The following is a 22,908-nucleotide window of genomic DNA, read 5'->3' as shown; positions in this document are numbered from 1 at the left end:
GCCTGCCTCCTATGCTGATGCTTTTACTTTCTTTGGGTTAAGATGCTTTACAAAGCCTTCAAGGAAGCCTTCAATCTCTTCCCTGTCAGGTTGTGTGTCGTGTATCCCGTACCACTGCCGTATCCTGTCTCCTGCAATCTCTACCGTGACATATGGCACATCAGGAGCCTCCACCCTTCGGACAAAAAGAATGTACCCTTTGTTATTGTTGTAGTTCTTCATGTAGCTCTGGTATTCACTCCCCACGCAGTGATGCAGGATGCGTCCTTCCATGACTATCTCACCGGCATCAGCCGCGGGCCGTATCATAAGCCCGCCCTGCTGCCATGTGTATCTTTTACTGATTTTCATGCATGCTTCCGGGATTTTTGGATATATGCTTTTCATCCGTTCCACATACATCTCGTCCTTTTTATGCTCATTTTCAATCCTGAGCCGTGTATACGTTTCATGCAGTCTCCGCGGTCTCAGATATATCTCATTGGTCATGTCATCGCCTGCTGCCTGCCTTTCATGCAGGTAATCCGCATACTCTCTCAGTGCTTCCCTGAACTTACCTCGATATTCCTCCTTATACCTGCTGACTGCATTGTATAATTTGTCAATGCTCTGATAACCGAGCAGCATGTCACACTCCTTTTCATCACCTCTTGCAGTTTCGTATATCGCCTGCAGCCGGTCATAATGCCTGCGGCTGATATCCCTTGAGACTGCATATCTGATCATTTTCAGAGTCATGGATTCATCGTGGCCTTTTTCAGCTTTTTCAACAAGATATCTGAAATCTTCCTTTGACAGCTTCAGTATCTTTGCAGCCTCTGTTGCACTCCTGTCAATTTTTCTTGTGTGTCCCTGTACATACATGAGACGGCGGCATATGCCTTTTAGCCCGACCTTGTACAGTGCCTCTGTCTGTGGACAGTTTGCATATGTCACAAGTGCCTGGATGACTGCCATGTTCTTATTTTTACTGCTGTCACAGTTAAGCAGCCTGTACATATTTTCAGGGCAGTACCTGAACATGCTGTCCGCAACTGCTTTCTCCCTGCCATACTCAACAGCAAGAGCATTGATTGCCACATTCTTTGCCTTAATCCAGCTGCCAGAGTAGGTTTGTATATACTGCCTGTCGCCTTTTCTGGTTAAAATAATTCGTCCGCGCTCATATGTGTCTATGCTCATGCTGTCTGTAATGCGCCTTGTCACTATTGTCCTGAAGATTCTTATTACAAGCTTTTCCCCTGATGTCTGGTACAGTACAGAATCAAATTCCTGTCCATATGCCGTGCACTGATTCATATACCCTATCGGACGCAGGCGCCCTGCTTTTTTGCACACAGGGCATATATATGCCTCTCCATCCCTTGGAACATTCTGCAGCTCTGATATTCCGGTAAGTGGATCACGCACACGCAGGTTACGTGATGACTGTCCACCGCACTGTAGGCACCGGTAATCTGCGCAGCTTCCGTGACGCTTGTACGCTATCACGTTGCATACGTCTATATTGTTCATGATGCGTGACCGGAATGCCTGCGGTATATCGTCCGGTATCTCTGCAAGAAGCTTCTCCATTTCCTCCTGCTCCTTTTTCTGCTTTGCCATGTCCCGGCGTCCGCTGATATCATATTCATACCTGAATATTTCATCCGCAATATCTCCATCCGCATATCTTTTTTGTTTCTTAGTCCACCTTTTCAGCAGCCTTTCATGTGCTGGTGATATGTGTGCCATTGATATTGCCGTGTTGTATGGATTATTCCAGCCTGTCTTCGCATCCCATATCCCGGTGCCGTAGCTGTAATGTGCGTAATCATCTGCTGCCAGCGCAATCCTGTATGCTGCTTCCCCGTTCTCAAACAAATCTATGATAAGGTGTTTTTCATCCTTTATTGTTGCTTCCTGTACGGTAAGCATGTCTTTTTCCTGTATCTTCGGCTTTACAGGTTCAATTGCGAGTACCGACTTCTTTTTCACTTTTACCGCCTCCAAGATAATAGTCACATATGATCTTTTTCACCCTTGCCATTCCGGGAATGCCCATCTTCACACTGGCAGTGATGCCTGCTGCCTCGACAATGTCTTCGTCAACCTCATATGCATTCTTAAATGACCATGTAAGTATCTTTGCTATGCAGTCTTTTAAGTGCCTGTCCTTTCTCCGGACTGCTGCTGCCATATCCGGGTTGTCCATGCACTGTACACGGATGTAGCTTACCCAGTCTTCAACAATCTCGACAGGTCTGAGCACTGCCGTCTCAACTGCAAGCTTTCCGTATGCCGCGGTCAGTGGTGTGCACAGGCTGTCTGTAACGCCGTCCATGTAGTCCTGTACATCATCCTCATCGATGCCGTTCTCTTCTGCCAGCTCCTTAAGTGCTCCCGTGTCACCTTCCGCCTTCTGTCCTGCTGCCGCAGCATTTAGCTCTTCTGCCGAATCAAATTCCCCATATTTATCGAACATAACTGCCTCCTATCCCGCAAGCTCTACTTTCTCAAGTGCCTCAACAACCATCTGCACATCAGGATTATCAATGCGTATGTTCTGCACGGATACTGCACAGATGTTGTTGTACCACAGGAATCCCGTGTAACCGTCAACCTCATTCATTGCGTATGGCCCTTCCGGTGATGTCTCAATGTCAAGGTTAAGCTCCCTGCGGCCTATCAGGTTGAGCCTGCTGCCATTTACAAGATATATCTTTCCGCTGTCCGGCTGTTGGAGCATGCCGTTGATTCCATATGACATCTTCGTTGTCCCGTACTTCTGTGTGTACCTGTTCTGCATCCCGTACAGGTCCATCCACGCAGGCGTTGTTATCTGTTGCATCTCCCTGCCGGCACGCATGGCAAGGCACTGTCCGTCAAGCGGGAGACCACCGAGTATCTCAAACAGGATACCCTTTGTTTTGTTTGGGATATATGCCTCATTCATGTTTATGATCCAGTCAGCCCCGGCAAGCATAAGCATTCCGGCAGATGCTGCCTCTGAGTAGGCTCTTGCTATCTTAATGCCCTCGGCTTTGTATGAATTATTAAGTGTTCTCTTAAATTCTGTATTATTGATAAACATAACTGCCTCCTCTATAACCATATTTCCACAATGCAGGGTTCGTCATCTGCTCCCGGTGCAAACGGAATCATTCCCGGGAATCTCCGGATTATGTCCGCACGTATTTCCTCAACTGTTCTGCGGCGTATATGGACATTAAGCGGATGTCCATGGTCGAACAGCCTTGCTACATACCAGCCGGGATAATCTGACGGACTGGCGTATACTGTTACACATGGCATTGTTATTCCTGATATGTCTGCATTGCGGAATGTCCTGATATTGATATCAATGCTGACTGCTGCCGAAGTCCTGTGTAGGAACTTCGCCGCGAACAGAAGATATCCGCACCATATGCTTGCCCCATGCTCTGCTATGTACTCTCTGCGACTGTCTGCCTCTGCAGTCTTCTGCCTCTTTAACCTTAATTCTTCTTTTTCATACAGTGCCTGCTCAGCGGTGAGCTTATTTATGACAAACCTGCCAAACTTTGCCCCCATGTCTGCATATGCCTTAAGGGCATCGTCCTCAAGGCTTAAGAATCTTCTTGCCTCTGACGGCTTCAGAAACTGTTCTGAACCGTCTGACGTATCTGTAATTTTGTAATAAAACATCCTGTACCTCCTGTTTTGTATGATATTAATTCTTTTTTCCGGCGGGGCTCTGACGTACACATGCATCACTCCCTGTCCTCTTCAAAAAATGTTATTCCCAAATCCTCACTTTTTGGCTTAAAGTCTAAATGCGGCGGGCTGTCGGACATGATGAAATTGCGGCCAAATATCGACATCCATTCCGCCATTGTATGCGTCCTTAAGAATGCCCTCTGTGCATCCTCCTCCAACTGCTGCCGGAGTTGTGCGTTATGGTGTACCGCTTCCGGTCCTTCTGTGTGGTGATGCAGGCACAGATACACCTTAAGGCCGTACTTTTCCGACAGCCTCCTGTTTGCCCTGCCAAAGATGACATGATGCTCCTGCAGGTTGTCCTGCCGGTCATATATGCCATGCAGCCTTGCACACAGGTAACAGCAGCCGTCCGCCTTATTCTGCATGATGCTTTTCATTGATTTTCAGATGCAGCCTGCGTATGTCATCCCTCATGCACTGCTGGTATGTGTGGTGCTGGTCTTCTGCCCGGACTGCTGCCGTCTTCTGTGCTATTGCCTGCCATTCGGCCGCATTTGCTATCAGGTCCCCGCGTGCTGACAGATAGCCGTTATTCTTCCAGCGTGGAAGGTATTCATTGACCGCCATGTTGAAGAACCTGTTCGGCGTGTAAAAAGTGACCTCGCATTTAGACTTTAAGCGGTTTACAGCCTCCGCCGCTGCCTGCACGTATGATGTGTTCTCCGTGCTGTCATCAAGTTCTGTATGCTTCGTGAGTGTCACAGGATCCTGTCCCGGCTGCATATGTACTTCCATGATAAATTCATAGACGCCTGATGCATGACGTGGTCCCCGCCATGTGCTCTCAACATAGATATTCACATGCTGCATCACTGCCTCCTTTCTGCTTTCGTTTTATTCGTATCTCCGTGTAGTGTATGTAACTGTAGCCGGTGTATGGATTAACACCGATACATATGGAATTCTTTTCAATGTAAAACCCCGGATGCGGCTTCGGACCGTCACGCAGTATCTTCCGGACAGTACGGCGTGAGTATTCTTTCTTCACCGGCTCCGGGCGGACAAGATTGCGTGATGAGCTGTACTTAATCAGCTTCCCCCTGTCAGACTCATCGAAGAGCGACATCTGCCCCTCTATCTCTTCCGGTTCCTTTACTATGTACTCCGCAAGGCTTTTGAACCCGCCGCACTCATATGTGCTTGTCCAGTTCACCCTGCCATGGATCCATAGCCTCTGTATAATCCTGTCAGCATCCGGTACACGGTTGGTCAGAAGATGTGTGTGGATGCCTCCCTGTGTTCCAAGTTCAATTCGGTATATGAACTTCAGCGGAACATTGAGCTTTTTATACCGGTCACGGAGCTTCCGCAGGAATCTTGTAAGGTCAGCCTGTACATCTTTTACTTCCTTACGTGTTCCTGCCGGATATTTGAGTGTGACCCACAGGTCACCTTCCCTGAAGTTTGCCTTGATGAGCCTCCTCATCCGTATCTCTTTGTTTCTCTGGTTCTGCCTCTTCACCTGCTCCGGTGTTGCCTTCCTGCGTGGTGCTCTCTTCTCACCCTTTGCACCATAGTTGCCGGCATACACAATATCTGTCTCTATGCTGTTGTCAAAAATCCATTCGTACTGTCTGTATGCCATGCCGTTGTCCTAACTTTAATATACTTATATAGTTATAAAAATGAGCCGCCCGGCCCCATGTTTATTGACTTTGCAGCTCCGCAATGGTATACTTTGGATGTATTGTGGTTTCCATTGCGGAACACTTGGGCTGATGCGTTTTGCCGAATGCATCAGCTCTTTTTAAATTCAACTCTTACAGGCATGCTGTGTTCATGCGTCATGTCGCGCTTTATGCACTCCTCATACGCTTTACAGACCCATTTATCAACAAATCTGCCTTCCTTTACCTCTTTATTCACATCTCCATGCACTCCGAACAGTTCTTCCCTGACCGTATTGTCAAGTTCAATGAAGCTTGCAACTATCACTGCCGTGTTATAACAGTACTTCGCCTTGTAATACTGTTTATCCTTCATTGCCTGCTCAAAAACGTCCGGGAGTCCCCGGAGCCTGTCCACTATCTGCTCACTTGTTAACACTGTCTGCCTCCTTTTATCCATGCAGGACATCAACTATCCTGCCATCCTCAATAACAAACTCAAATCCAAGCTCATTGAGCCTGTACAGGTCCTCCAGCGTGGCCGCGCCACCATAGATTAAATTAGTATCCATCTCTCTTCTCTCCTTTCAATATTTTCAGATTCAAAAGCCTTTTCTGTTGTCTTTTTCTCCTGCTCGTCCTATAATCGCCTTATCAGCCTCCGTGCTGAAATATAAACGAAAGGATGCATTCAAATGGCTATTTATAAAATCTCTGATCTTCTTTCTACTCTCCAAAGCAGCCAACACGATGGCTATGAATACGTTGATTTGAGCCTGATTGAAGCTGATGAAGATTCTGATGAATCTTTAGTGCTCAATTACATCGTAGATTCACTTGAAGGTAGTGAAGATTTTGTCGATTCTGTAGAGCTTCCACCTAATTACTCCATTATCGATAAAACTGACAACTGATTTCATAACAAATTCTCGTTCTAGTGCGGCGTTCCTCCTTATGGATTGCCGCACTTATCTTTCTTAAAAGTCTGCGGGCGTTCACCTGATTCTCTGCCTCAGTTTCAATCCTTAATGTCAAATCGCCGCTCTGTTCTCTGCTTCTGACTTTTAGTCTTTCAGCAGTGCCTTCGTGAATTTCTATCATTTCCTGCTCATCTCCTCTTCGACCCTGATAAGGAATCTCGCTGTTGCCTCCTCAAATGCCTTGCGGCGTTTAGCTCTCTCCTCATCTGATATATCCGGAGTGTTCAGCACTACAGTACAACCTTCAAGTTCTATTACTCTCTCCATGCCGTTCTCCTTTCATGTTCTGCTGTATCCTATGCGGTACAGCGTGTCTGTGTTACTCGCCTTACCTTCACCTTAATATTTTTCTTTCATCAGGTAATAGCTTTCATCTTCTGTGCATAGCCCAAAATATTCATCTGTGCGGGTGAAATGCAAATCCAATCCGTAGAATGTTCTGAGCCCCTGCTTATAAACATCCAGCCTGGCCATTAGCTCATTTATTGCTTTGCTCGCTTTCCTTATTTCCTGGAAATTATGGTTTCCACACTTTGCTCTTTCTTCAAGTGCAATATTCAGGGCTTTCACTGTGCATTCAAGTTCTGCTCCGAATTCGGTTTTGAAAAATTCCTTTTTATTCATTGTCATGGCTTATTCCTTCATTCAGTTCTGACAGATGTTCTTGAATTTGATGAGTAAGATTTTCAACCACTCTGTCTGCATCTACTTTTCCGGAGGCTGGCATTCTGATAATTGCCGGCTTCCGGTATATCTTCTTTACCCTCTTGCTTTCATCCTTAAAAGCTACTTTTTCTGTTCTTTTCTGCATCCTTTCACCCTCCTTTCTGCTTTGTGTGAATTTAATTCACGTATTATGGTAAAAAAATTTCGTCTCTTTCTTTTCGTGTGAGTCGTAATACTCTTGTGAGCGAGACAATTTCTGATGCATAAAAGTTGCCAGTTTTCATTCTATTGTACAACGTTTCTCTTAGGATTCCGGACTTGTCAGCTATGGCCGATACAGTCATTCCAGATTCTTCCATTTTCTTTTTTAACAGTTCCACATTTGCCAAAATTATAACCTCCCTTCCGTGAACTAAATTCACTATATCACCGCTGTGAATTTCTGTCAACACTTTTTAATAATTTTGTTGAATTATTTTACACATCATGCTATTATGTACTTACAATCAGATGGAAGGAGTTCTGCTTATGCTCAACTTATATAAAAACATCAGGGAACGACGTATTGAGCTTAAAATGTCTCAAGATACGTTAGCCGAACTTACTGGATATCGAGACAGGTCTTCTATTGCTAAAATTGAAAAAGGCGAGGTAGATATTTCAGAATCAAAAATCAGAGAATTTGCTAAAGCATTAAAAGTATCACCCGGTGAACTAATGGGATGGGATGAACATAATTCACAAACTGAACATACGCCGCAAGGCCACAAAGGAGTTGTAATCAACGTCCTTGGCCGCGTAGCAGCCGGCATACCAATAGAGGCTACAACCGATATTATAGACACCGAAGAGATTCCTGAAGAGATGGCTAAAACAGGCGACTTCTTTGCTCTTAAGATAAAAGGCAACTCAATGGAGCCTCGTATTATGGACGGTGATGTCGTAATTGTCCGCAAACAGGATGAAGCCGAGAATGGCGATGTTATTATTGCTATGGTGAATGGTGATGATGCCACCTGCAAGCGCCTGAGAAAATACAAGGACGGCATTGAGCTTATATCAAACAATCCTTCATACAAGCCTATGTTCTTCTCTGATATGGACGTGCAGACAAAGCCCGTCAGAATTATCGGTAAGGTTGTTGAGCTGAGAGGGAAGTTCTGATATTCGTTATTTATGAGGTATAAATGTGCATACTACGATGAGTCATTCTGGCTTACACAGAAAGCTATGGGAGAATTGTTTGGGGTTAAACCGGTGCAATTTCCTGTATATAATTAATGGTGATTTTGATAAAAAAATATCCGTCGAATTAATTGAAACCTTAGCACATAAAGAATAAAGGGAGAATCTTATGAACACAAAAAACAAATGGTACTTAAGCACTTGGTTTATTGCACTTTTATGTGCATTTTGGTTTCTTATCATTCCGCCTATTATAGGTATTATTCTTCTTATCATAAAGGCTGTAAATGATAAGCAACAACAAAAACTATTTACTCAGACACTTATTCAGAATAATCAATTGTTACAAGAAAATTCTGAAATGAGAAGAACTTGTGATGAAATTGGTACAACTGAATATATAGAAACAAAGAGAATGATTGAGCAAATGGAGCAAGAATCCGCTGTAAAAATTGCATCTGCAGAAAGTAATGCAAATGCAAATCTTGCTTTGCTTAATAATGAAATACAAAGCAATAATGTCTTAATCGATAAATTAAGGACGGAAATAAGTGAACTGCAACAACAAGATGACAAACTAAAAAGGTCTGTTGCTTCTCAGCAACATAAAATATCACGTTGCAACGAACTGTACAAAAGTTGTTCATATGCATTTGATAACTTTTTAGCATTGCAAATTCCTTATAATAATTGCTTATTAAGCGCCAAAGATTTAGAAGATATTGAAGAAATTTCCCCATCAGTAACACTTAAGTTACATTGTATGGATGTAAAGAGTTTAAGAAAAGCTTATAAGGATAACGAAAAACTTATAGACAATCTTCTGCAGCAATATTCAAATAGATACACTACTAAAGCTAATAAATCAATTTATGACTTAATGGTTATAGCATTAAGAGCGGAATTACAGAATGTTTTATATGCATTAAAATATGAAAAACTTGATACATCAATTGAACATGTAAAAAATATCTCTGCAAAATATCTCAAAATTGCTGGTGAAGGCAATCAAACTATTGCCGGAACGCTTACAAAGTTCATAGGAGAAATCGAATATCTTTTTATTAATGCAGTTAAAATAGAATACAATTACTATGTTAAACGTGAACAAGCTAAACAAGAGCAAATGGCTCTTAAAGAACAAATGCGCCAAGAAGTCGAAGAACGCAAAGCCCTCGAACAAGAGAAAAAACGTATTTTACGAGAGGAACAAAAGTTCAACACCGAAATCAGTAAATTACAAGATACTATATCTTCTGCAACCGATTCATCCGAAATTGATAAACTTAAAGCAAGGATTCTTGAACTACAATTACAATTAGGCGAAGTTGTTGTAAAAAAACATGAAATTACTAATCTGCAAAATGGTAAGGCTGGTACTGTTTATATAATCAGTAACTTAGGTTCCTTTGGTGAAGATATCTTTAAAGTGGGTATGACACGTAGACTTGAGCCTCAGGATAGAATCAATGAACTAGGAAATGCGAGTGTTCCATTCAAATTCGATGTACACAGCTTTATATTTTCTCAAGATGCTGTTGCTCTTGAAAATAAAATGCATGAAATTCTTAATGACAGACGTGTAAATAAAGTTAATATGCGCAAAGAATTTTTCAAGATATCTATAGATGAACTTGAAAAAATAGTTGAGGAAATAGAGCCAACAGCAGAATTTAATAAAACAATGATTGCCGGTGAATACCATCAATCACTTTCATCTGACTCGAATTATACTAATTCATATTCTATTGATGATGAAGATGATGAAGAATAGTAACTGTTGCTTTTTCATATGTAGAACATTAGCAAATAGGGTAATATAATAAAAGCCCCTGTGCTACCAACACAAGAGCTTTACCGATATCTACCAAGCCGGAGCCTGATACAATACCCAAACACATTGCATATTGTATCATATAATGCGCCCGGCTTGCAAGTAGGCGTATTTTTTATACCCTTTTTTCATACTTTTAAGAAGGAGGATGCAATATGAACAGTTATGATATCTCATTCAGGCCGGAAGAGGTTATACAGTATCTTCGTAAGTCCCGTTCTGATGACCCTAACATGACAATTGAAGAGGTGCTTGAGAAGCATGAGCACATGCTGCGTGACTTTGCAGTTAATCACTTCGGTGCTCCGGTACCTGATTGCAACGTGTACAGGGAAGTGGCATCCTCCGAGACTATAGACGGCCGCCCAGAGATGCTCCGTCTGCTCCGTGCCATTGAATCACCGGATATACGTGCCGTTCTTGTTGTTGATGTGCAGCGTCTGAGCCGTGGTGACCTTGAAGATGCCGGAAGGCTTATGAAGCTCTTAAGATACACTAATACGCAGGTAATAACTCCCATGAAGACATATGACTTAAGGGATGAGTGGGACCGTGATATATTTGAACGTGAGCTTAAGCGTGGCAACGAATACCTTGAATACTTTAAGAAGATACAGGCGCGTGGGCGCCTGCAGTCTGTTCAGGAGGGTAACTATCTCGGCTCAAAGCCTCCATACGGATATGACAGGGCTGTAATCCGCATTGGCAAGAAGAACTGCCCTACCCTTGCAGTCAATAAGGAGCAGGCTGACGTAGTGCGCCTTATATATGAGCTGTATGTCAACAAAGACTGGGGCGCACAGCGTATTGCCAACCACCTTGACAGCCTTGGGATACATCCGCTGCACAATGCTCATTGGAACCCTGCCGTTATTAAGGATATTCTCCGCAACTATCATTACATTGGCAAGGTTGTATGGAACCGGCGCAAGACAATAACTGTTGTTGATAATCAGGAGGTCTATAAGACACGCCCCTGGAATGAGAACATGCTTATATTCGATGGACGCCATGAAGCTATCATAAGTGAAGAGCTGTTCCACGCCGCACTTGCCAGACAGGGACGTTCCCACCGGTGCCGCCCCGATACCAGGGTGTCCAACGTGTTTGCATCCATCCTGCACTGCTCCTGCGGCTACAGCATGAGCCTGCGGCATGATGGGCGCGGCAGCCTGCGTCTGTCATGTGATGACCAGCGGCATTGTAAGAGCGGAAGCATTGGCTATGAAGAGCTGATTGATTATATCTGTAAGGTGCTTACTGCTTACATAGATGATTTTAAGATTAAGGTTAAGCATGATAATGCTAACGAAGTGGATATACACAGAGCGCTTGTCACGGACCTTGAGGCGCGGCTTACAGCGCTTGAAGCCAAGGAAGTAAAGCAATGGGAAGTATACTCAATGGAAGGTATGCCGCGGGCTATATTCGATAAGCTCAACAAGCATGTCAAAGAAGATAAAGCAGAGGTTGAGCGTGCTCTTAAGCAGGCAAGAAAGGATTCGCCGGATCCGGTTGACTACCGGGAGCGTATAGCGAAGTTTGGTGACGCACTTAATGCATTGCAGAATCCTGCCGCAAGTGCTGAGATTAAGAATCAGTATCTTAAGGCGATAATAAATGACATGATATATACCCGTCCTGGTGCCGTAAGGCTGACGGCGGATAATTGTTCAGATTATGGTATAAATTATAGAGATATGGCTAAAAGAGGTGGATGGTATTCTCCTCCGTTCAGGCTTGAGATTAAGTTCAGATTCTGAAATCAGGTAAAAAAAGGCCTTCAATCCCAGCAGCAGAGCCACAGTTATCATTGTGGCGCCGGTTCTTCCGTGCCTATATCAGTCAATATTCCCGCCACTTCCCTGTATGGCATTGTGTATCTCTGTGACAGATATCGCATTGATGCTCCAAGTTCACCGTCAGGGCCGCCGTACTGGCTTATTACCATAGCTGCCATCGCCGGGTCAGGATTCTTGATATTTACAGGGTATTCAAGTCTTTTTTCATAATTCCACATATCTAACAGCCCTCCACTTCCCAAGGCATAGGTGTTGCCACCCAGCTCCAGTAGTTGTCATTCATAACATTTGTATTAAGAAGCGGTCCGTATTCTCTTGAATACATCTCCATGACATGGCTGTAGCGTCTCTTTATCTGATTATAATAGTTAAGGGCATCAGCGTCAGACGGGTGCGTATCGAGATAAAGCACTGTCTCAACAATTGCAAAGCCAAGCTGATATATCTCATTCATAAGTGTCTGGTGGTCAGGTACCGGCATCGGCCTTCTCTCAGGTCCCGGTCCGCCGGCAGGCATCATCTGGGGATTACCATTATTCCCCGTCATCATGCTGCCATCATTACATGTTCCCGGACATGTCTGGCATGAAGGCTGGCACTGTGGCTGTACTGCCGGCTGCGGCATCGGCTGGCGGTCCTGTCTGTACTGCACGTTGCGGCGGTTCATATTAGAATTCATCATATTACCTGCCACCTCCCATAAATGGTTTGTACAGAGTTTTAAATAACGTACCGCAGCGAAGTGCTTCATCAAGAGCAAACAGGCTGTTCCATTCCTGCCACGGCACATATGCCATAGCAAGCGGAGCTGATGGTGGAATCTGTTGTCTTTCCATAAAAAAATCTCCATATTGTTTTCTATACTATTCTATGGAGATTTGTGGAAATTGTTCGTATTTAAATGTAGTCTGATATATATGGGCTTCTTATTCTGTAATCATTTTTCCCCTGAATAATATCAGTTCTCCTGAATTGCCTCCTTGAGAGTTCTCCATCCGAGCACTGCGCATTTTACACGGGCAGGCATATGAGCTATATCCTTAAGTGCAGAAGCTTCTTCAAGGCTGTCAATCTCCTCCTCTGTTGCCTCGCCCTTTATCATCTTCATGAATATCTCGCCCATCTTAAGAGCCTCTTCCTTCTTCCTGCCGATAACCATTCCAAGCATGATATCTGCAGAAGCCTGTGATATTGCACATCCGTCGCCTACAAAGGCTCCGTCAGTTATAACATCACCATCAACCTTAAGCTTAAGCCATATATCATCTCCGCAGCTTGGATTAACTCCTTCAAGTACGATATCCGCATCAGGAAGGTCATGCTTGAATTCAGGACGTATGTTGTGCTCCGTCAGTATCTCGTTATAAAAACTTCTATTCTCCATATCCCATTCTCTCCCTTACGCTTGCAACACTCTTAACAAATGCATCAGCCTCTTCCTCAGTATTATAGAACATAAAGCTTGCTCTTGTTGTTGAATTAACGCCAAGATATGCAAGCAGCGGCTGTGCGCAGTGATGTCCGGCACGTACTGCTATACCGTCGGCAATAAGCACCTCACTTACATCATGCGGATGTACATTATCAATTGCAAATGTAATAATGCCTGTGTGCTCTTCCGCCCTATCCGAACCAAATATATGAACATGCGGAATATTCTTCATTCCTTCAAGAGCACGCCGGGTAACAGCAAGTTCTCTCTCCTGCATATAATCAAATCCTACCGACTGAATATACTTAATTGCAGCATCAAGCCCTGCTGCACCTGCTGCATTGACAGTACCGGCTTCAAACTTATGCGGAAGCTCGGCAAACTTGGCACCGTCTCTTGTAACTGAGTCAATCATCTCTCCGCCTGATAAGAACGGAGGCATCTTATCAAGCAGTTCCCTGCGTCCGTATAGGACACCAATTCCCATAGGCCCCATAAGCTTGTGACCTGAGAATGCAAAGAAATCTGCCCCAAGTGCCCTGACATCAATTGCCATATGCGGTGTACTCTGAGCTCCGTCAACTACCATAACCGCACCCTTAGCATGTGCAAGTGCAGCCACCTCTGCTATCGGATTCTCACGTCCGAGCACATTAGATACATGTGTCATTGCAACAAGCTTTGTCTTATCCGTTATAAGTGCGGCCACCTTATCAAGATCAACGCTTCCATCCTGCTCGCACTCAATAAACTTAAGAGCGGCACCGGTCTGTCTTGATACCATCTGCCATGGGAGAAGGTTGCTGTGATGCTCCATTATTGAGACAACTATCTCATCGCCGGCGCTGATATTAGTAAGACCATAGCTGTATGCTACAAGGTTGAGTCCTTCTGTTGTATTGCGTGTAAATATAATCTCTTCTGTTGAGGATGCATTTATAAAATTCTTAACAGTAACTCTTGCATTCTCATATATATCAGTTGCCTCCACGCTGAGCGGATATGAACCGCGCAGTGGATTGGCATTATGATTTCTGTAAAAATCCATCTCCGCATCTATAACGGACTGCGGACGCTGCGATGTTGCCGCATTATCAATATATATTGTCCTGTCCTGCATAAGAAGCGGAAAGTCCTGACGATAATCATATGAATTATTCGTCATATCCAAGCACCTCCTTAAGACCGTCACTTATGATATTCTGTGTTTCTTCATCCTCCGTCATTCTTGAAAGCCTGTCGATTGAAGCTCTTGCCATGATATTCTCTGCATGCTCCCTGTCAATTCCCCTGCTTTCAAAGTAAAACAGCGTATCATCATCAAGCTCACCGATTGTAGCTCCGTGATTACCTACAACATTTTCCTCAGCACACAGTATAAGCGGAATCGTCTTATTCTGCACATCATCACCAAGCATAAGCACTGTCTCCTGCTCATTGCCTACAGCATTAACGGCACCCCTCTTAAAGTCAATCGTGCCTCTGAATACCTTCTTAGATGCGTCCTTAAGCGCTCCGCCGGCATTAATCTCACTCTCCGTCTCTCTGCCTGTATGATTAGCAACAACATTGATGTCTATTTTCTGCTCATGCTGTCCTATATATCCTATATCAGCCTTCAGGCTGCTCTTCTCACCTGAAAGTTCAAAGCGGCTGTCTGAGTATACATCGCCCTTGCCAAGGAATACCTGAATAAGCTCAACTCTAGCGCCTTTTGCACATTCACCCTTTATCTCGTTATATAATACGGCATTCTCTTCGGTATGCTGTGTCTGTACAAGACGCACAACCGAATTCTCATGTGCAATAATCTCTGTATGGACCGCAAGATTATACCTTGTGCCATAATTCATGAATACCGTAAGCTCTCCGCCTGTCATGGCTTCCAGCCTTATATTTTTATTACTGTATTCGTCAACTGTATTAACATGAATCCTCACAGGCGCATGCTTCTCTGCCTTTGCTGCCGTTACCGTCTGTGATTCAAGTTCAACTGTATTGCTTCTGTCCCATGGAAGCTTTGTTTCGTTAACATCAAGCCAGTACCATGTCTTGGCAGGCAGTCTGTTGATAATTATATTTTCATTGTTTGTCATATCAGCCAATACTTCCTTTCATCTCAAGACGTATAAGATTATTCATCTCAACGGCATACTCAAGTGGCAGCTCCTTAGAAACATTGTCAGCGAATCCACTTACGATAAGTGCTCTTGCATCCTCTTCACTCATGCCTCTTGACATAAGATAGAACACCGCATCATCACTTATACTTCCAATCTTGGCTTCATGTCCGACCGCTGCGTCCTTAGTACGGATGTCCATAGCCGGAATTGTATCAGACCTTGACTCTGAATCAAGCATAAGTGACTGGCATGATACCGCAGACTTTGCATTAGATGCATTCTTCTGCACAACAACACTGCTTCGGAATGTACTTATTCCACCGCTCTTGCTTATTGAACGTGTATTCATATATGAACTTGTATCCGGTGCCGCATGGATTACCTTGGCACCCGTATCAAGGTTCTGTCCTTCACCGGCGAATGTTACACCGGTGAACTCCATCTTAGAACCCCTTCCCTTGAGAATACTCATAGGATAGAGATAACTTACATGTGAACCAAATGAGCCTGACACCCATTCAATCGTACCGCCCTCTTCTACAAGTGCACGCTTTGTATTAAGGTTGTACATATTCTTAGACCAGTTCTCAATTGTCGAGTATCTGAGCTTTGCATCCTTTTTAACAAAAAGCTCAACGCATCCCGCATGCAGGTTGGCAACATTATACTTAGGTGCTGAACATCCCTCGATAAAGTGAAGGCTTGCTCCTTCATCAACAATTATAAGTGTATGCTCAAACTGTCCTGCACCCTTGGCATTAAGTCTGAAATATGACTGAAGAGGTATTGAAACATCAACGCCCTTCGGTACATATACAAATGAGCCGCCAGACCACACAGCTCCGTGAAGTGCCGCGAACTTATGGTCTCTGGGTGTTACAAGCTTCATAAAGTACTCATGTACCATATCGGCATATTCACCCTTAAGCGCGCTCTCCATATCAGTATAGATTACGCCCTGTGCTGCAACCTCATCCTTTACATTGTGGTATACAAGCTCTGAATCATACTGTGCACCGACACCTGCAAGTGACTTCCTCTCAGCCTGCGGAATACCAAGTCTTTCAAATGTATCCTTAATATCCTGTGGCACATCTTTCCAGTCACCCTGCATCTTTGTGTTAGGTCTTACATACGTTGCAATATGCTCCATATCAAGACCTTCAATTGAAGGACCCCAGTCAGGTATCTTCATGCCATTATATATCTCGAGTGACTTCAGTCTGAACTCATGCATCCATTCCGGGTCATTCTTCTCTTTTGATATCTTATCAACTATCTCAGGTGTAAGTCCTGCTTCGATTCTATAAGCATCATGCTCTTTATCCCTGATATCATAGACACTTCTGTCTATATCATCTACATGACTCTTTTCTTTCATTCCAATACTCCAATCCAGCGTATTATAATAATCTGCAATAATCAGATCAGATAATGCCGGGCAAAAGCCCCAACTATATATTCTATATATTATTTACGCCTTTATATCTTCAAATCCATTTTCATTAATCTCATCAACGAGTGATGCATCGCCTTCTCTTGCAATCTTTCCTTCTTCCATTACATGTGTTACATCAACATGAAGTGACTCAAGGATTCGTGTACTGTGTGTTATAATGAGGAGGCTTCCCCTGCATTGCTCCTTGTAAATACTTATGCCCTTTGATACTGTGCGAACAGCGTCAACATCAAGACCTGAATCTGTCTCATCAAGGATTGCAAGTGACGGTTCAAGCATAAGCATCTGAAGAATCTCAGCCTTCTTCTTCTCACCGCCTGAGAATCCGACATTAAGATCTCTCTCTGCATAAGATTCATCCATTGAAAGAAGTTCCATTGTCTGTGCAAGCTTCTTCTTATAATCCCAGAGGCGTACTCTCTTGCCTGTCTTCTGCTCAAGTGCGCTTCTGATAAATGCACTCAGTGTAACTCCGGGTACTTCCAGCGGATTCTGAAATGAAAGGAATATGCCCTTCTTAGCTCTCTCATTGACAGGCATATTGGTAATGTCCTCGCCATTGAATATTATCTGTCCTTCTGATATTGAATATCTTGGATTGCCCGTAACCGCATATCCGAGAGTTGACTTACCGGTTCCGTTAGGCCCCATAAGTACATGCGTCTCATCTTCACCTATAGTAAGGTTAACACCATGAAGAATCTCTTTATCTTCGATGTTAACGTGTAAATTCTTTACCTCTAATAATGATTTGCCAGCCATATAATCCTCCTGCTATATATTATTAATTATTGTCGTGTGATGCAGTACAATGCTGCATACTGCTGCCTGACACCAGATCTGCGAGCGTATGTCCGTCAAGATACTCATTAATCGCATCTCCAAGTCCCTTCCAGAACGGCAGTGTATAACACTCATTCGTAAGGTCGCACTTCTTCGTATCAGGAGCAAGACATGCAACCGGTGCAAGGTCGCCCTCAGTCAGCCTGAGTATATCTCCGACCCTGTATTCCTCCGGTGACTTTATCAGGCAGTAACCGCCACCTTTGCCACTTGCACTCCTGACCATATGTCCCTTGGACAGTATAGTCATTATACTTTCCAGATATTTTAAGGAGATACCCTGTCTGGCCGATATTTCCTTCAACGGAATAAAATCTCCCGTTCCATGCTGCGCCAGATCAGTCATAACCCTCAGGGCATATCTGCCCTTAGTCGATATCATCATACTCTACTCCAATCGCATTTGCGGTATTTATTGCGTATATGAATTGTATCGCCTATTTACCTACTATGTCAATAGGTGAATAGCATGTATTTATTTCTGTACAATTTTTCTCAACCAGATAATTAATTATATATATTTTTTCATATGATTATATTGATTATATCATTTATATACCCGTACATATTATTACAATAAAATAGCCATGACATCCTTTGTTTGATTAGGTGTCACAGCTATTTTAATATTATTTTATTATTTACCTTAAATATCCACACTCTTTTCTCATCTTCCAATAATTCTTAATTTATGGTATCATTAATTATTGCTGTCTATCGTTTGCGATAGTCAGGGGTAAATAATGTATTAGAAAGAGGAAAACAATGAAACAAAGAGAAACCTTTGCATCAAGACTTGGCTTCATCCTTGTATCCGCCGGATGCGCCATAGGTCTTGGAAACGTATGGAAGTTTCCCTATATCTGTGGCCAATACGGGGGTGCCGCATTTATAGTTATCTATCTGGTATTTCTTGCCATCCTGGGACTTCCTATCTTAGTGTGCGAATTTACCATAGGCCGCGCAAGCCGCGGAAGCATGGCCGTCGCACTTGATACTCTCGAGAAGAAAGGGACACGCTGGCACCGCCTTAAGTGGGGCTGCATGGCAGGTTCATATCTTCTTATGATGTTCTACACACTTGTCGGCGGATGGATGCTGTGCTATATGTGGAAATATGTTTCCGGTCAGATTGTCGGACTTGACACGGTACAGATTGCCGGTTCCTTCTCAGACATGCTCCAGTCACCTGTACAGATGACCGGATGGATGATTGCAGCCGTTGTTATTTCATTTGGAATATGTGCGCTTGGTCTTCAGAACGGAGTAGAGAAAATCACAAAAGTGATGATGATGATTCTTATTGTTATTATGATAGTACTTGCGCTGCACTCCCTTGTGCTTCCGGGTGCGTCAGAGGGTGTAAGATTCTATCTTGTTCCTGATTTTAATAATATGAAAGATTACGGAATCGGCAATGTTGTATTTGCGGCAATGTCACACGCATTCTTCACACTCAGCGTAGGTATCGGTTCAATGGAGATATTCGGAAGCTACCTTAACAAAGAGCGCAGTCTGTTAAGTGAATCAATAAATGTTGTGCTTCTTGACACATTTGTTGCTCTTACAGCAGGCTTTATCATTATTCCGGCATGCTTTGCATACGGTGTACAGCCTGATGCCGGTCCGTCACTCCTGTTCATTACACTGCCTAATGTGTTCAATCACATGGCAGGAGGCAGAATCTGGGGATGTGCTTTCTTTATATTTATGTCATTTGCTGCACTTTCAACGATAATTGCAGTATTTGAAAGTATAATATCATTCTATATAGATCTTGGCGGATGGACACGTTCACAGGCCGTTAAGTTCAATATTATACTTATAATAATATTATCAATTCCGGCAGTACTCGGTTATAATGTCCTGTCAGGGATTCAGCCGATTGGAGCCAACTCTACGATAATGGATCTTGAAGATTTCCTTGTATCGTACAATCTCCTTCCTCTCGGAAGCCTCATGAGCGTGCTGTTCTGTACACATAACAACGGGTGGGGCTGGAACAGCTTTATTACCGAAGCTAACACAGGACTCGGAATGAAATTTCCTGTATGGATAAGATTTTACATGACTTACATACTTCCGCTTATTATCGTAGTCATCTACCTAAAGGGCTACTATGATACATTTGCCGGACAGGGTACGGCAGTACTTACAGGCTGGATGATATTTGCACTCCTGCTTGTCGGAATAATAATCTATACAGCATTTGCAAAAATCAGGAAAGGAAATTAATTATGACATCAAGAGAAAATTTCAGTTCAAGACTTGGTTTCATCCTCGTATCAGCAGGATGCGCCATCGGTCTTGGCAATGTGTGGAAGTTCCCGTATATCTGCGGACAATACGGGGGTGCGGCATTTATCGCCATTTATCTTGTATTTCTTGCTATACTCGGTCTCCCGATTATAATATGTGAATTTGCGGTAGGACGCGGAAGCGGTCACGGCATGGCTGTTGCATTTGACATACTTGAAGCAAAAGGTTCACGCTGGCACTGGCTTAAGTGGATCAGCATACTCGGCTGTTATCTGCTTATGATGTTCTACACAATGGTCGGCGGATGGATGATAGGTTATGTATTCAAGACAGCTTCCGGACAGCTTACCAATGTCACTCCTTCAGCAGTTGCAGATACATTTTCAGCAATGCTTGCATCTCCGGGTGAGATGACATTCTGGATGATAATTACAGTACTTCTTTCATTTGGTGTATGTGCCCTCGGTCTCCAGAAGGGTGTTGAAAAGATTACAAAGGTAATGATGACGATTCTCATGGTGCTCATGCTTATCCTTGCCATTCATTCACTTGTGCTTCCGGGCGCAGGTGCGGGCGTTAAGTTCTATCTCGTACCTGATTTCCAGCTTGTAAAGGAAGCCGGCATCGGCAATGTTGTATTTGCCGCAATGTCACATGCATTCTTTACACTTAGTATCGGTATCGGTGCCATGGCAATATTCGGAAGCTACCTCAATAAGGAACGCACACTGCTTGGTGAATCAATAAATATCGTTCTGCTCGATACATTTGTTGCACTTATGGCAGGCTTTATAATTATTCCGGCATGCTTTGCCTATGGTGTACAGCCGGGTGCCGGTCCGTCTCTTCTATTTATTACACTGCCTAACGTATTCGACAATATGGCAGGCGGTAATATATGGGGCTGTTCTTTCTTCATATTTATGTCATTTGCAGCATTATCAACAATTATCGCTGTATTTGAAAATATTATATCCTTCTTCATTGATATGGGTGGATGGGAACGCCGCAAAGCAGTCTGTTTCAATATTGTACTTATAATAATACTCTCAATGCCTGCTGTACTCGGCTTTAACATATTATCAGGATTTCAGCCGCTTGGAGACGGTTCAACATTAATGGACCTTGAAGATTTTCTTGTTTCATATAATCTTCTTCCTCTCGGAAGCCTCGTATTCGTGCTCTTCTGTACACGCAGCAATGGATGGGGCTGGAACAGCTTCATCAGTGAGGCCGATACCGGTAAAGGACTTAAGCTTTCAGGTGCCTCTGCACTTCGTACTTACATGAGCTACATACTGCCGGCAATAATCATATTTATCTATCTCAAAGGTTACTACGATACATTCTCATCAAGAACTCTTCCCGTTCTCATCGGATGGATGGCATTCGCTGTAATTCTTGTAGGATTGATAATGTTCATTACATTTTCAAAGAGCCGCAAAGAAAAGGCATAAATTTCGCAGAGCCATATCTGACATCCGGCTCGCGGCTCTTACGGCACTTTGTGCCTTCGGAATTGAGATTAGTATAAAAAATATCCCCATGTGTGGCTTAACATTCTACTTAGCTTCACCACACATGGGGATATTCTATTCTATTATTCCTGCTTTACTTCAGATTCTTTCTTACCTGTGTAACTCTGGAACCTGCGTTCTCTGCATCCTTAACAAAACTTACAAGGCGCTCAGATACACTTACTACCTTATCTGTTGCCTGTGTGCATCCGTCTACTGTCTTCTTGAGGTCTTCCATCTTATCTGTTGTTATCTTTGCACTCTCAGCATTCTGATCAGCAAATTCAGTAAGTGACTCAATACCCGCACCAATCTCGTCACTGCTGTTCTTAAGGTCATTAACCTCAGTTCCGATTCCTGATATTGCATTGCCAACCTGTCCTACCTCGTTATTCAGTGTCTTGAATATCTCTTCCGTCTCTTTAATCTTATTGTTCTGCTCCACAACAGCCTCTGATACTCTCTCCGTTATCTGTACGCTGACATCTGAATTACCGATAAGATCAGTAACAAGTGTATTAATCTTCTGCGTTGACTCTCTTGACTGGTCTGCAAGAACCCTTATCTGTTCTGCAACTACCGCAAAGCCCTTACCGTTCTCTCCCGCTCTTGCTGCTTCAATCGAAGCATTAAGTGCAAGAAGATTGGTCTGGCTCGATATATCCGCTATTATCTCTGTAACCGTCTGAATCTGCTGTGCAGACTGATTAGTAAGATCTGCCTGCTTTCTTACATCCTCAATTGCTTCCTTACACTGGACACTTATCTCGATAAGCTTATTAATAATCTCTTCAGCATTGCTGTTGCATTCTTCCATCTTATCTGCACTTACGGTAAGTGCATTGACATTATCCGATATTCCGCTGATTGACCGGCTTATCTCATCAATTCTGTCCTTAATCCTGTTAGTCTTGTCAGCCTGTGCTATTGTATTCTTTGCAATAAGGCTGACTGACTCATTAGTCATTCCAAGAGAATTCTGCATGTCCGTAAATATTGCATTGAACTCTTCAGAAACTTCTCCGAGTTCCTTAGTTGCGACATTGATTCCTCCTACAATCCCCGCAAATGATGATGCTGCTTTTCTTATTGTCCTGACTAATTCACCAAGGCTGTCATCACGTCTTGCAAGCTTATCTGCTTTCTGTGCAAACTTACTGTTCTCTGCCTGTCCTGTTCCGTCAGATGCTGCCTTAATCTGGTCGACAATTGACTTAGCCATAAGAATTACAAGAATTGCTACTGCTGCGATTAATACTGTCTGAAGTATGAATGCAATAAGTGTGTTAATAATTCCTTTCTCAAGAAGCTCTAACACAATCACCTGCCACAATATCATAACTGTGAGGACAACTATTGCCGGTGCAACTGCCTTTGCTATTCTGGATCCTTTGTTAGAATTCATATCTGCCTCCATTCCGTGCATTCTCATCTGCACATTCTAATTATATTTTGTAATC

Annotated in this window: 27 protein-coding genes and 1 pseudogene; 6 read left to right on the top strand and 22 right to left on the bottom strand. The window is 43.4% G+C overall.

Features of this window, described 5'->3' with window-relative positions; genetic code table 11:
* Positions 1-9: 9 nt before the first annotated feature.
* The 8 genes from NQ488_04775 to NQ488_04740 all read right to left on the bottom strand — a co-directional run bounded on the left by NQ488_04775 (position 10) and on the right by NQ488_04740 (position 5,787).
* Positions 10-1,977, bottom strand: coding sequence for a PcfJ domain-containing protein (locus NQ488_04775; GenBank protein UWN96618.1), 1,968 nt, complete (start codon positions 1,975-1,977; stop codon positions 10-12).
* A complete protein-coding gene (locus tag NQ488_04770) occupies positions 1,949-2,464 on the bottom strand; it encodes a hypothetical protein (GenBank protein ID UWN96617.1) in 516 nt (171 codons plus the stop codon). Before NQ488_04770 ends, NQ488_04775 begins: the two co-directional genes overlap by 29 nt.
* 9 nt (positions 2,465-2,473) lie before the next feature.
* Positions 2,474-3,073, bottom strand: coding sequence for a hypothetical protein (locus NQ488_04765; GenBank protein ID UWN96616.1), 600 nt, complete (start codon positions 3,071-3,073; stop codon positions 2,474-2,476).
* A gap of 11 nt (positions 3,074-3,084) precedes the next feature.
* On the bottom strand, positions 3,085-3,666 hold the full coding sequence (locus NQ488_04760) for a hypothetical protein (protein UWN96615.1): 582 nt from the start codon (positions 3,664-3,666) through the stop codon (positions 3,085-3,087).
* A 65-nt stretch (positions 3,667-3,731) separates the two neighbouring features.
* Entirely contained in the window at positions 3,732-4,106 is a 375-nt protein-coding gene (locus NQ488_04755; protein ID UWN96614.1) for a hypothetical protein, read from the bottom strand.
* Complete coding sequence (locus NQ488_04750) at positions 4,096-4,551, bottom strand: hypothetical protein (GenBank protein UWN96613.1); 456 nt, start codon at positions 4,549-4,551, stop codon at positions 4,096-4,098. Before NQ488_04750 ends, NQ488_04755 begins: the two co-directional genes overlap by 11 nt.
* On the bottom strand, positions 4,526-5,326 hold the full coding sequence (locus NQ488_04745; protein ID UWN96612.1) for a hypothetical protein: 801 nt from the start codon (positions 5,324-5,326) through the stop codon (positions 4,526-4,528). Before NQ488_04745 ends, NQ488_04750 begins: the two co-directional genes overlap by 26 nt.
* A 152-nt stretch (positions 5,327-5,478) precedes the next feature.
* Positions 5,479-5,787: a hypothetical protein gene (locus tag NQ488_04740; protein ID UWN96611.1), complete on the bottom strand. Its 309-nt coding sequence runs from the start codon at positions 5,785-5,787 to the stop codon at positions 5,479-5,481.
* A gap of 256 nt (positions 5,788-6,043) precedes the next feature.
* On the opposite strand from NQ488_04740, the gene NQ488_04735 reads away from it, so the two are divergent.
* Positions 6,044-6,262 carry a hypothetical protein gene (locus tag NQ488_04735; GenBank protein ID UWN96610.1) on the top strand — a complete coding sequence of 73 codons (219 nt, stop codon included), beginning with the start codon at positions 6,044-6,046 and terminating at the stop codon, positions 6,260-6,262.
* Positions 6,263-6,445: 183 nt separating this feature from the next.
* Here NQ488_04735 and NQ488_04730 read toward each other — a convergent pair whose 3' ends face one another.
* The 4 genes from NQ488_04730 to NQ488_04715 all read right to left on the bottom strand — a co-directional run bounded on the left by NQ488_04730 (position 6,446) and on the right by NQ488_04715 (position 7,374).
* On the bottom strand, positions 6,446-6,595 hold the full coding sequence (locus tag NQ488_04730) for a hypothetical protein (protein UWN96609.1): 150 nt from the start codon (positions 6,593-6,595) through the stop codon (positions 6,446-6,448).
* A 72-nt stretch (positions 6,596-6,667) separates the two neighbouring features.
* Positions 6,668-6,958, bottom strand: a complete 291-nt coding sequence (locus NQ488_04725) for a hypothetical protein (GenBank protein UWN96608.1) — start codon at positions 6,956-6,958, stop codon at positions 6,668-6,670.
* Positions 6,945-7,139: a hypothetical protein gene (locus tag NQ488_04720; protein UWN96607.1), complete on the bottom strand. Its 195-nt coding sequence runs from the start codon at positions 7,137-7,139 to the stop codon at positions 6,945-6,947. Before NQ488_04720 ends, NQ488_04725 begins: the two co-directional genes overlap by 14 nt.
* A gap of 43 nt (positions 7,140-7,182) precedes the next feature.
* The gene (locus NQ488_04715) at positions 7,183-7,374 is read right to left on the bottom strand and encodes an XRE family transcriptional regulator (GenBank protein UWN97106.1); all 192 of its coding nucleotides are present in this window, start codon (positions 7,372-7,374) and stop codon (positions 7,183-7,185) included.
* Between the two features lie 148 nt (positions 7,375-7,522).
* On the opposite strand from NQ488_04715, the gene NQ488_04710 reads away from it, so the two are divergent.
* The 3 genes from NQ488_04710 (at position 7,523) to NQ488_04700 (ending at position 11,776) form a co-directional block, all read left to right on the top strand.
* Positions 7,523-8,158 carry a helix-turn-helix domain-containing protein gene (locus tag NQ488_04710; protein UWN96606.1) on the top strand — a complete coding sequence of 212 codons (636 nt, stop codon included), beginning with the start codon at positions 7,523-7,525 and terminating at the stop codon, positions 8,156-8,158.
* A 190-nt stretch (positions 8,159-8,348) separates the two neighbouring features.
* Positions 8,349-9,953 (top strand): GIY-YIG nuclease family protein, encoded by a 1,605-nt coding sequence (locus NQ488_04705; protein UWN96605.1) that lies wholly within the window; start codon positions 8,349-8,351, stop codon positions 9,951-9,953.
* Between the two features lie 215 nt (positions 9,954-10,168).
* Positions 10,169-11,776, top strand: coding sequence for a recombinase family protein (locus tag NQ488_04700; GenBank protein ID UWN96604.1), 1,608 nt, complete (start codon positions 10,169-10,171; stop codon positions 11,774-11,776).
* A 62-nt stretch (positions 11,777-11,838) separates the two neighbouring features.
* Here the strand turns inward: NQ488_04700 and NQ488_04695 are convergent.
* From NQ488_04695 to NQ488_04655, 9 genes and pseudogenes are all read right to left on the bottom strand, one after another.
* Positions 11,839-12,033 (bottom strand): annotated as a pseudogene (locus NQ488_04695) (manganese catalase family protein).
* Positions 12,034-12,035: 2 nt separating this feature from the next.
* Complete coding sequence (locus NQ488_04690; GenBank protein UWN96603.1) at positions 12,036-12,497, bottom strand: spore coat protein CotJB; 462 nt, start codon at positions 12,495-12,497, stop codon at positions 12,036-12,038.
* A 1-nt stretch (position 12,498) separates the two neighbouring features.
* Positions 12,499-12,651, bottom strand: coding sequence for a spore coat associated protein CotJA (locus tag NQ488_04685; GenBank protein ID UWN96602.1), 153 nt, complete (start codon positions 12,649-12,651; stop codon positions 12,499-12,501).
* Between the two features lie 122 nt (positions 12,652-12,773).
* Positions 12,774-13,199 (bottom strand): SUF system NifU family Fe-S cluster assembly protein, encoded by a 426-nt coding sequence (locus NQ488_04680; protein ID UWN96601.1) that lies wholly within the window; start codon positions 13,197-13,199, stop codon positions 12,774-12,776.
* Positions 13,189-14,412, bottom strand: coding sequence for a SufS family cysteine desulfurase (locus tag NQ488_04675; GenBank protein ID UWN96600.1), 1,224 nt, complete (start codon positions 14,410-14,412; stop codon positions 13,189-13,191). Before NQ488_04675 ends, NQ488_04680 begins: the two co-directional genes overlap by 11 nt.
* Positions 14,402-15,343, bottom strand: a complete 942-nt coding sequence (locus tag NQ488_04670; GenBank protein ID UWN96599.1) for a SufD family Fe-S cluster assembly protein — start codon at positions 15,341-15,343, stop codon at positions 14,402-14,404. Before NQ488_04670 ends, NQ488_04675 begins: the two co-directional genes overlap by 11 nt.
* A 1-nt stretch (position 15,344) precedes the next feature.
* Positions 15,345-16,751 (bottom strand): Fe-S cluster assembly protein SufB, encoded by a 1,407-nt coding sequence (sufB, locus tag NQ488_04665; protein UWN96598.1) that lies wholly within the window; start codon positions 16,749-16,751, stop codon positions 15,345-15,347.
* A gap of 93 nt (positions 16,752-16,844) precedes the next feature.
* Positions 16,845-17,591, bottom strand: coding sequence for a Fe-S cluster assembly ATPase SufC (gene sufC, locus NQ488_04660; GenBank protein UWN96597.1), 747 nt, complete (start codon positions 17,589-17,591; stop codon positions 16,845-16,847).
* A 22-nt stretch (positions 17,592-17,613) separates the two neighbouring features.
* A complete protein-coding gene (locus NQ488_04655; protein UWN96596.1) occupies positions 17,614-18,057 on the bottom strand; it encodes an Rrf2 family transcriptional regulator in 444 nt (147 codons plus the stop codon).
* Positions 18,058-18,437: 380 nt separating this feature from the next.
* Here NQ488_04655 and NQ488_04650 point away from each other — a divergent pair, with 380 nt between their 5' ends.
* Entirely contained in the window at positions 18,438-19,907 is a 1,470-nt protein-coding gene (locus NQ488_04650) for a sodium-dependent transporter (GenBank protein UWN96595.1), read from the top strand.
* Between the two features lie 2 nt (positions 19,908-19,909).
* Positions 19,910-21,388 (top strand): sodium-dependent transporter, encoded by a 1,479-nt coding sequence (locus tag NQ488_04645; protein ID UWN96594.1) that lies wholly within the window; start codon positions 19,910-19,912, stop codon positions 21,386-21,388.
* A gap of 154 nt (positions 21,389-21,542) precedes the next feature.
* Here the strand turns inward: NQ488_04645 and NQ488_04640 are convergent, their stop codons facing one another.
* Positions 21,543-22,853: a methyl-accepting chemotaxis protein gene (locus NQ488_04640; GenBank protein ID UWN96593.1), complete on the bottom strand. Its 1,311-nt coding sequence runs from the start codon at positions 22,851-22,853 to the stop codon at positions 21,543-21,545.
* Positions 22,854-22,908: the final 55 nt, after the last annotated feature.

Source organism: [Bacteroides] pectinophilus (genome assembly GCA_025146925.1).
Classification (GTDB): domain Bacteria; phylum Bacillota; class Clostridia; order Lachnospirales; family Lachnospiraceae; genus Bacteroides_F; species Bacteroides_F pectinophilus.
Note: the sequence above shows the minus strand (reverse complement) of the source record. Positions and strands in the feature narration are given on the sequence as shown.

Coding starts and splice junctions, on each gene's coding strand:
- NQ488_04700 (UWN96604.1), top strand. CDS start 10,169: ATGAACAGTTATGATATCTCATTCAGGCCGGAAGAGGTTATACAGTAT.
- NQ488_04675 (UWN96600.1), bottom strand. CDS start 14,412: ATGACGAATAATTCATATGATTATCGTCAGGACTTTCCGCTTCTTATG.
- sufC (UWN96597.1), bottom strand. CDS start 17,591: ATGGCTGGCAAATCATTATTAGAGGTAAAGAATTTACACGTTAACATC.
- NQ488_04710 (UWN96606.1), top strand. CDS start 7,523: ATGCTCAACTTATATAAAAACATCAGGGAACGACGTATTGAGCTTAAA.
- NQ488_04765 (UWN96616.1), bottom strand. CDS start 3,073: ATGTTTATCAATAATACAGAATTTAAGAGAACACTTAATAATTCATAC.
- NQ488_04645 (UWN96594.1), top strand. CDS start 19,910: ATGACATCAAGAGAAAATTTCAGTTCAAGACTTGGTTTCATCCTCGTA.
- NQ488_04650 (UWN96595.1), top strand. CDS start 18,438: ATGAAACAAAGAGAAACCTTTGCATCAAGACTTGGCTTCATCCTTGTA.
- sufB (UWN96598.1), bottom strand. CDS start 16,751: ATGAAAGAAAAGAGTCATGTAGATGATATAGACAGAAGTGTCTATGAT.
- NQ488_04680 (UWN96601.1), bottom strand. CDS start 13,199: ATGGAGAATAGAAGTTTTTATAACGAGATACTGACGGAGCACAACATA.
- NQ488_04690 (UWN96603.1), bottom strand. CDS start 12,497: ATGATGAATTCTAATATGAACCGCCGCAACGTGCAGTACAGACAGGAC.
- NQ488_04745 (UWN96612.1), bottom strand. CDS start 5,326: ATGGCATACAGACAGTACGAATGGATTTTTGACAACAGCATAGAGACA.
- NQ488_04720 (UWN96607.1), bottom strand. CDS start 7,139: ATGCAGAAAAGAACAGAAAAAGTAGCTTTTAAGGATGAAAGCAAGAGG.
- NQ488_04725 (UWN96608.1), bottom strand. CDS start 6,958: ATGACAATGAATAAAAAGGAATTTTTCAAAACCGAATTCGGAGCAGAA.
- NQ488_04760 (UWN96615.1), bottom strand. CDS start 3,666: ATGTTTTATTACAAAATTACAGATACGTCAGACGGTTCAGAACAGTTT.
- NQ488_04705 (UWN96605.1), top strand. CDS start 8,349: ATGAACACAAAAAACAAATGGTACTTAAGCACTTGGTTTATTGCACTT.
- NQ488_04670 (UWN96599.1), bottom strand. CDS start 15,343: ATGACAAACAATGAAAATATAATTATCAACAGACTGCCTGCCAAGACA.
- NQ488_04640 (UWN96593.1), bottom strand. CDS start 22,853: ATGAATTCTAACAAAGGATCCAGAATAGCAAAGGCAGTTGCACCGGCA.
- NQ488_04655 (UWN96596.1), bottom strand. CDS start 18,057: ATGATGATATCGACTAAGGGCAGATATGCCCTGAGGGTTATGACTGAT.
- NQ488_04735 (UWN96610.1), top strand. CDS start 6,044: ATGGCTATTTATAAAATCTCTGATCTTCTTTCTACTCTCCAAAGCAGC.
- NQ488_04730 (UWN96609.1), bottom strand. CDS start 6,595: ATGGAGAGAGTAATAGAACTTGAAGGTTGTACTGTAGTGCTGAACACT.
- NQ488_04770 (UWN96617.1), bottom strand. CDS start 2,464: ATGTTCGATAAATATGGGGAATTTGATTCGGCAGAAGAGCTAAATGCT.
- NQ488_04755 (UWN96614.1), bottom strand. CDS start 4,106: ATGCAGAATAAGGCGGACGGCTGCTGTTACCTGTGTGCAAGGCTGCAT.
- NQ488_04750 (UWN96613.1), bottom strand. CDS start 4,551: ATGCAGCATGTGAATATCTATGTTGAGAGCACATGGCGGGGACCACGT.
- NQ488_04685 (UWN96602.1), bottom strand. CDS start 12,651: ATGGAAAGACAACAGATTCCACCATCAGCTCCGCTTGCTATGGCATAT.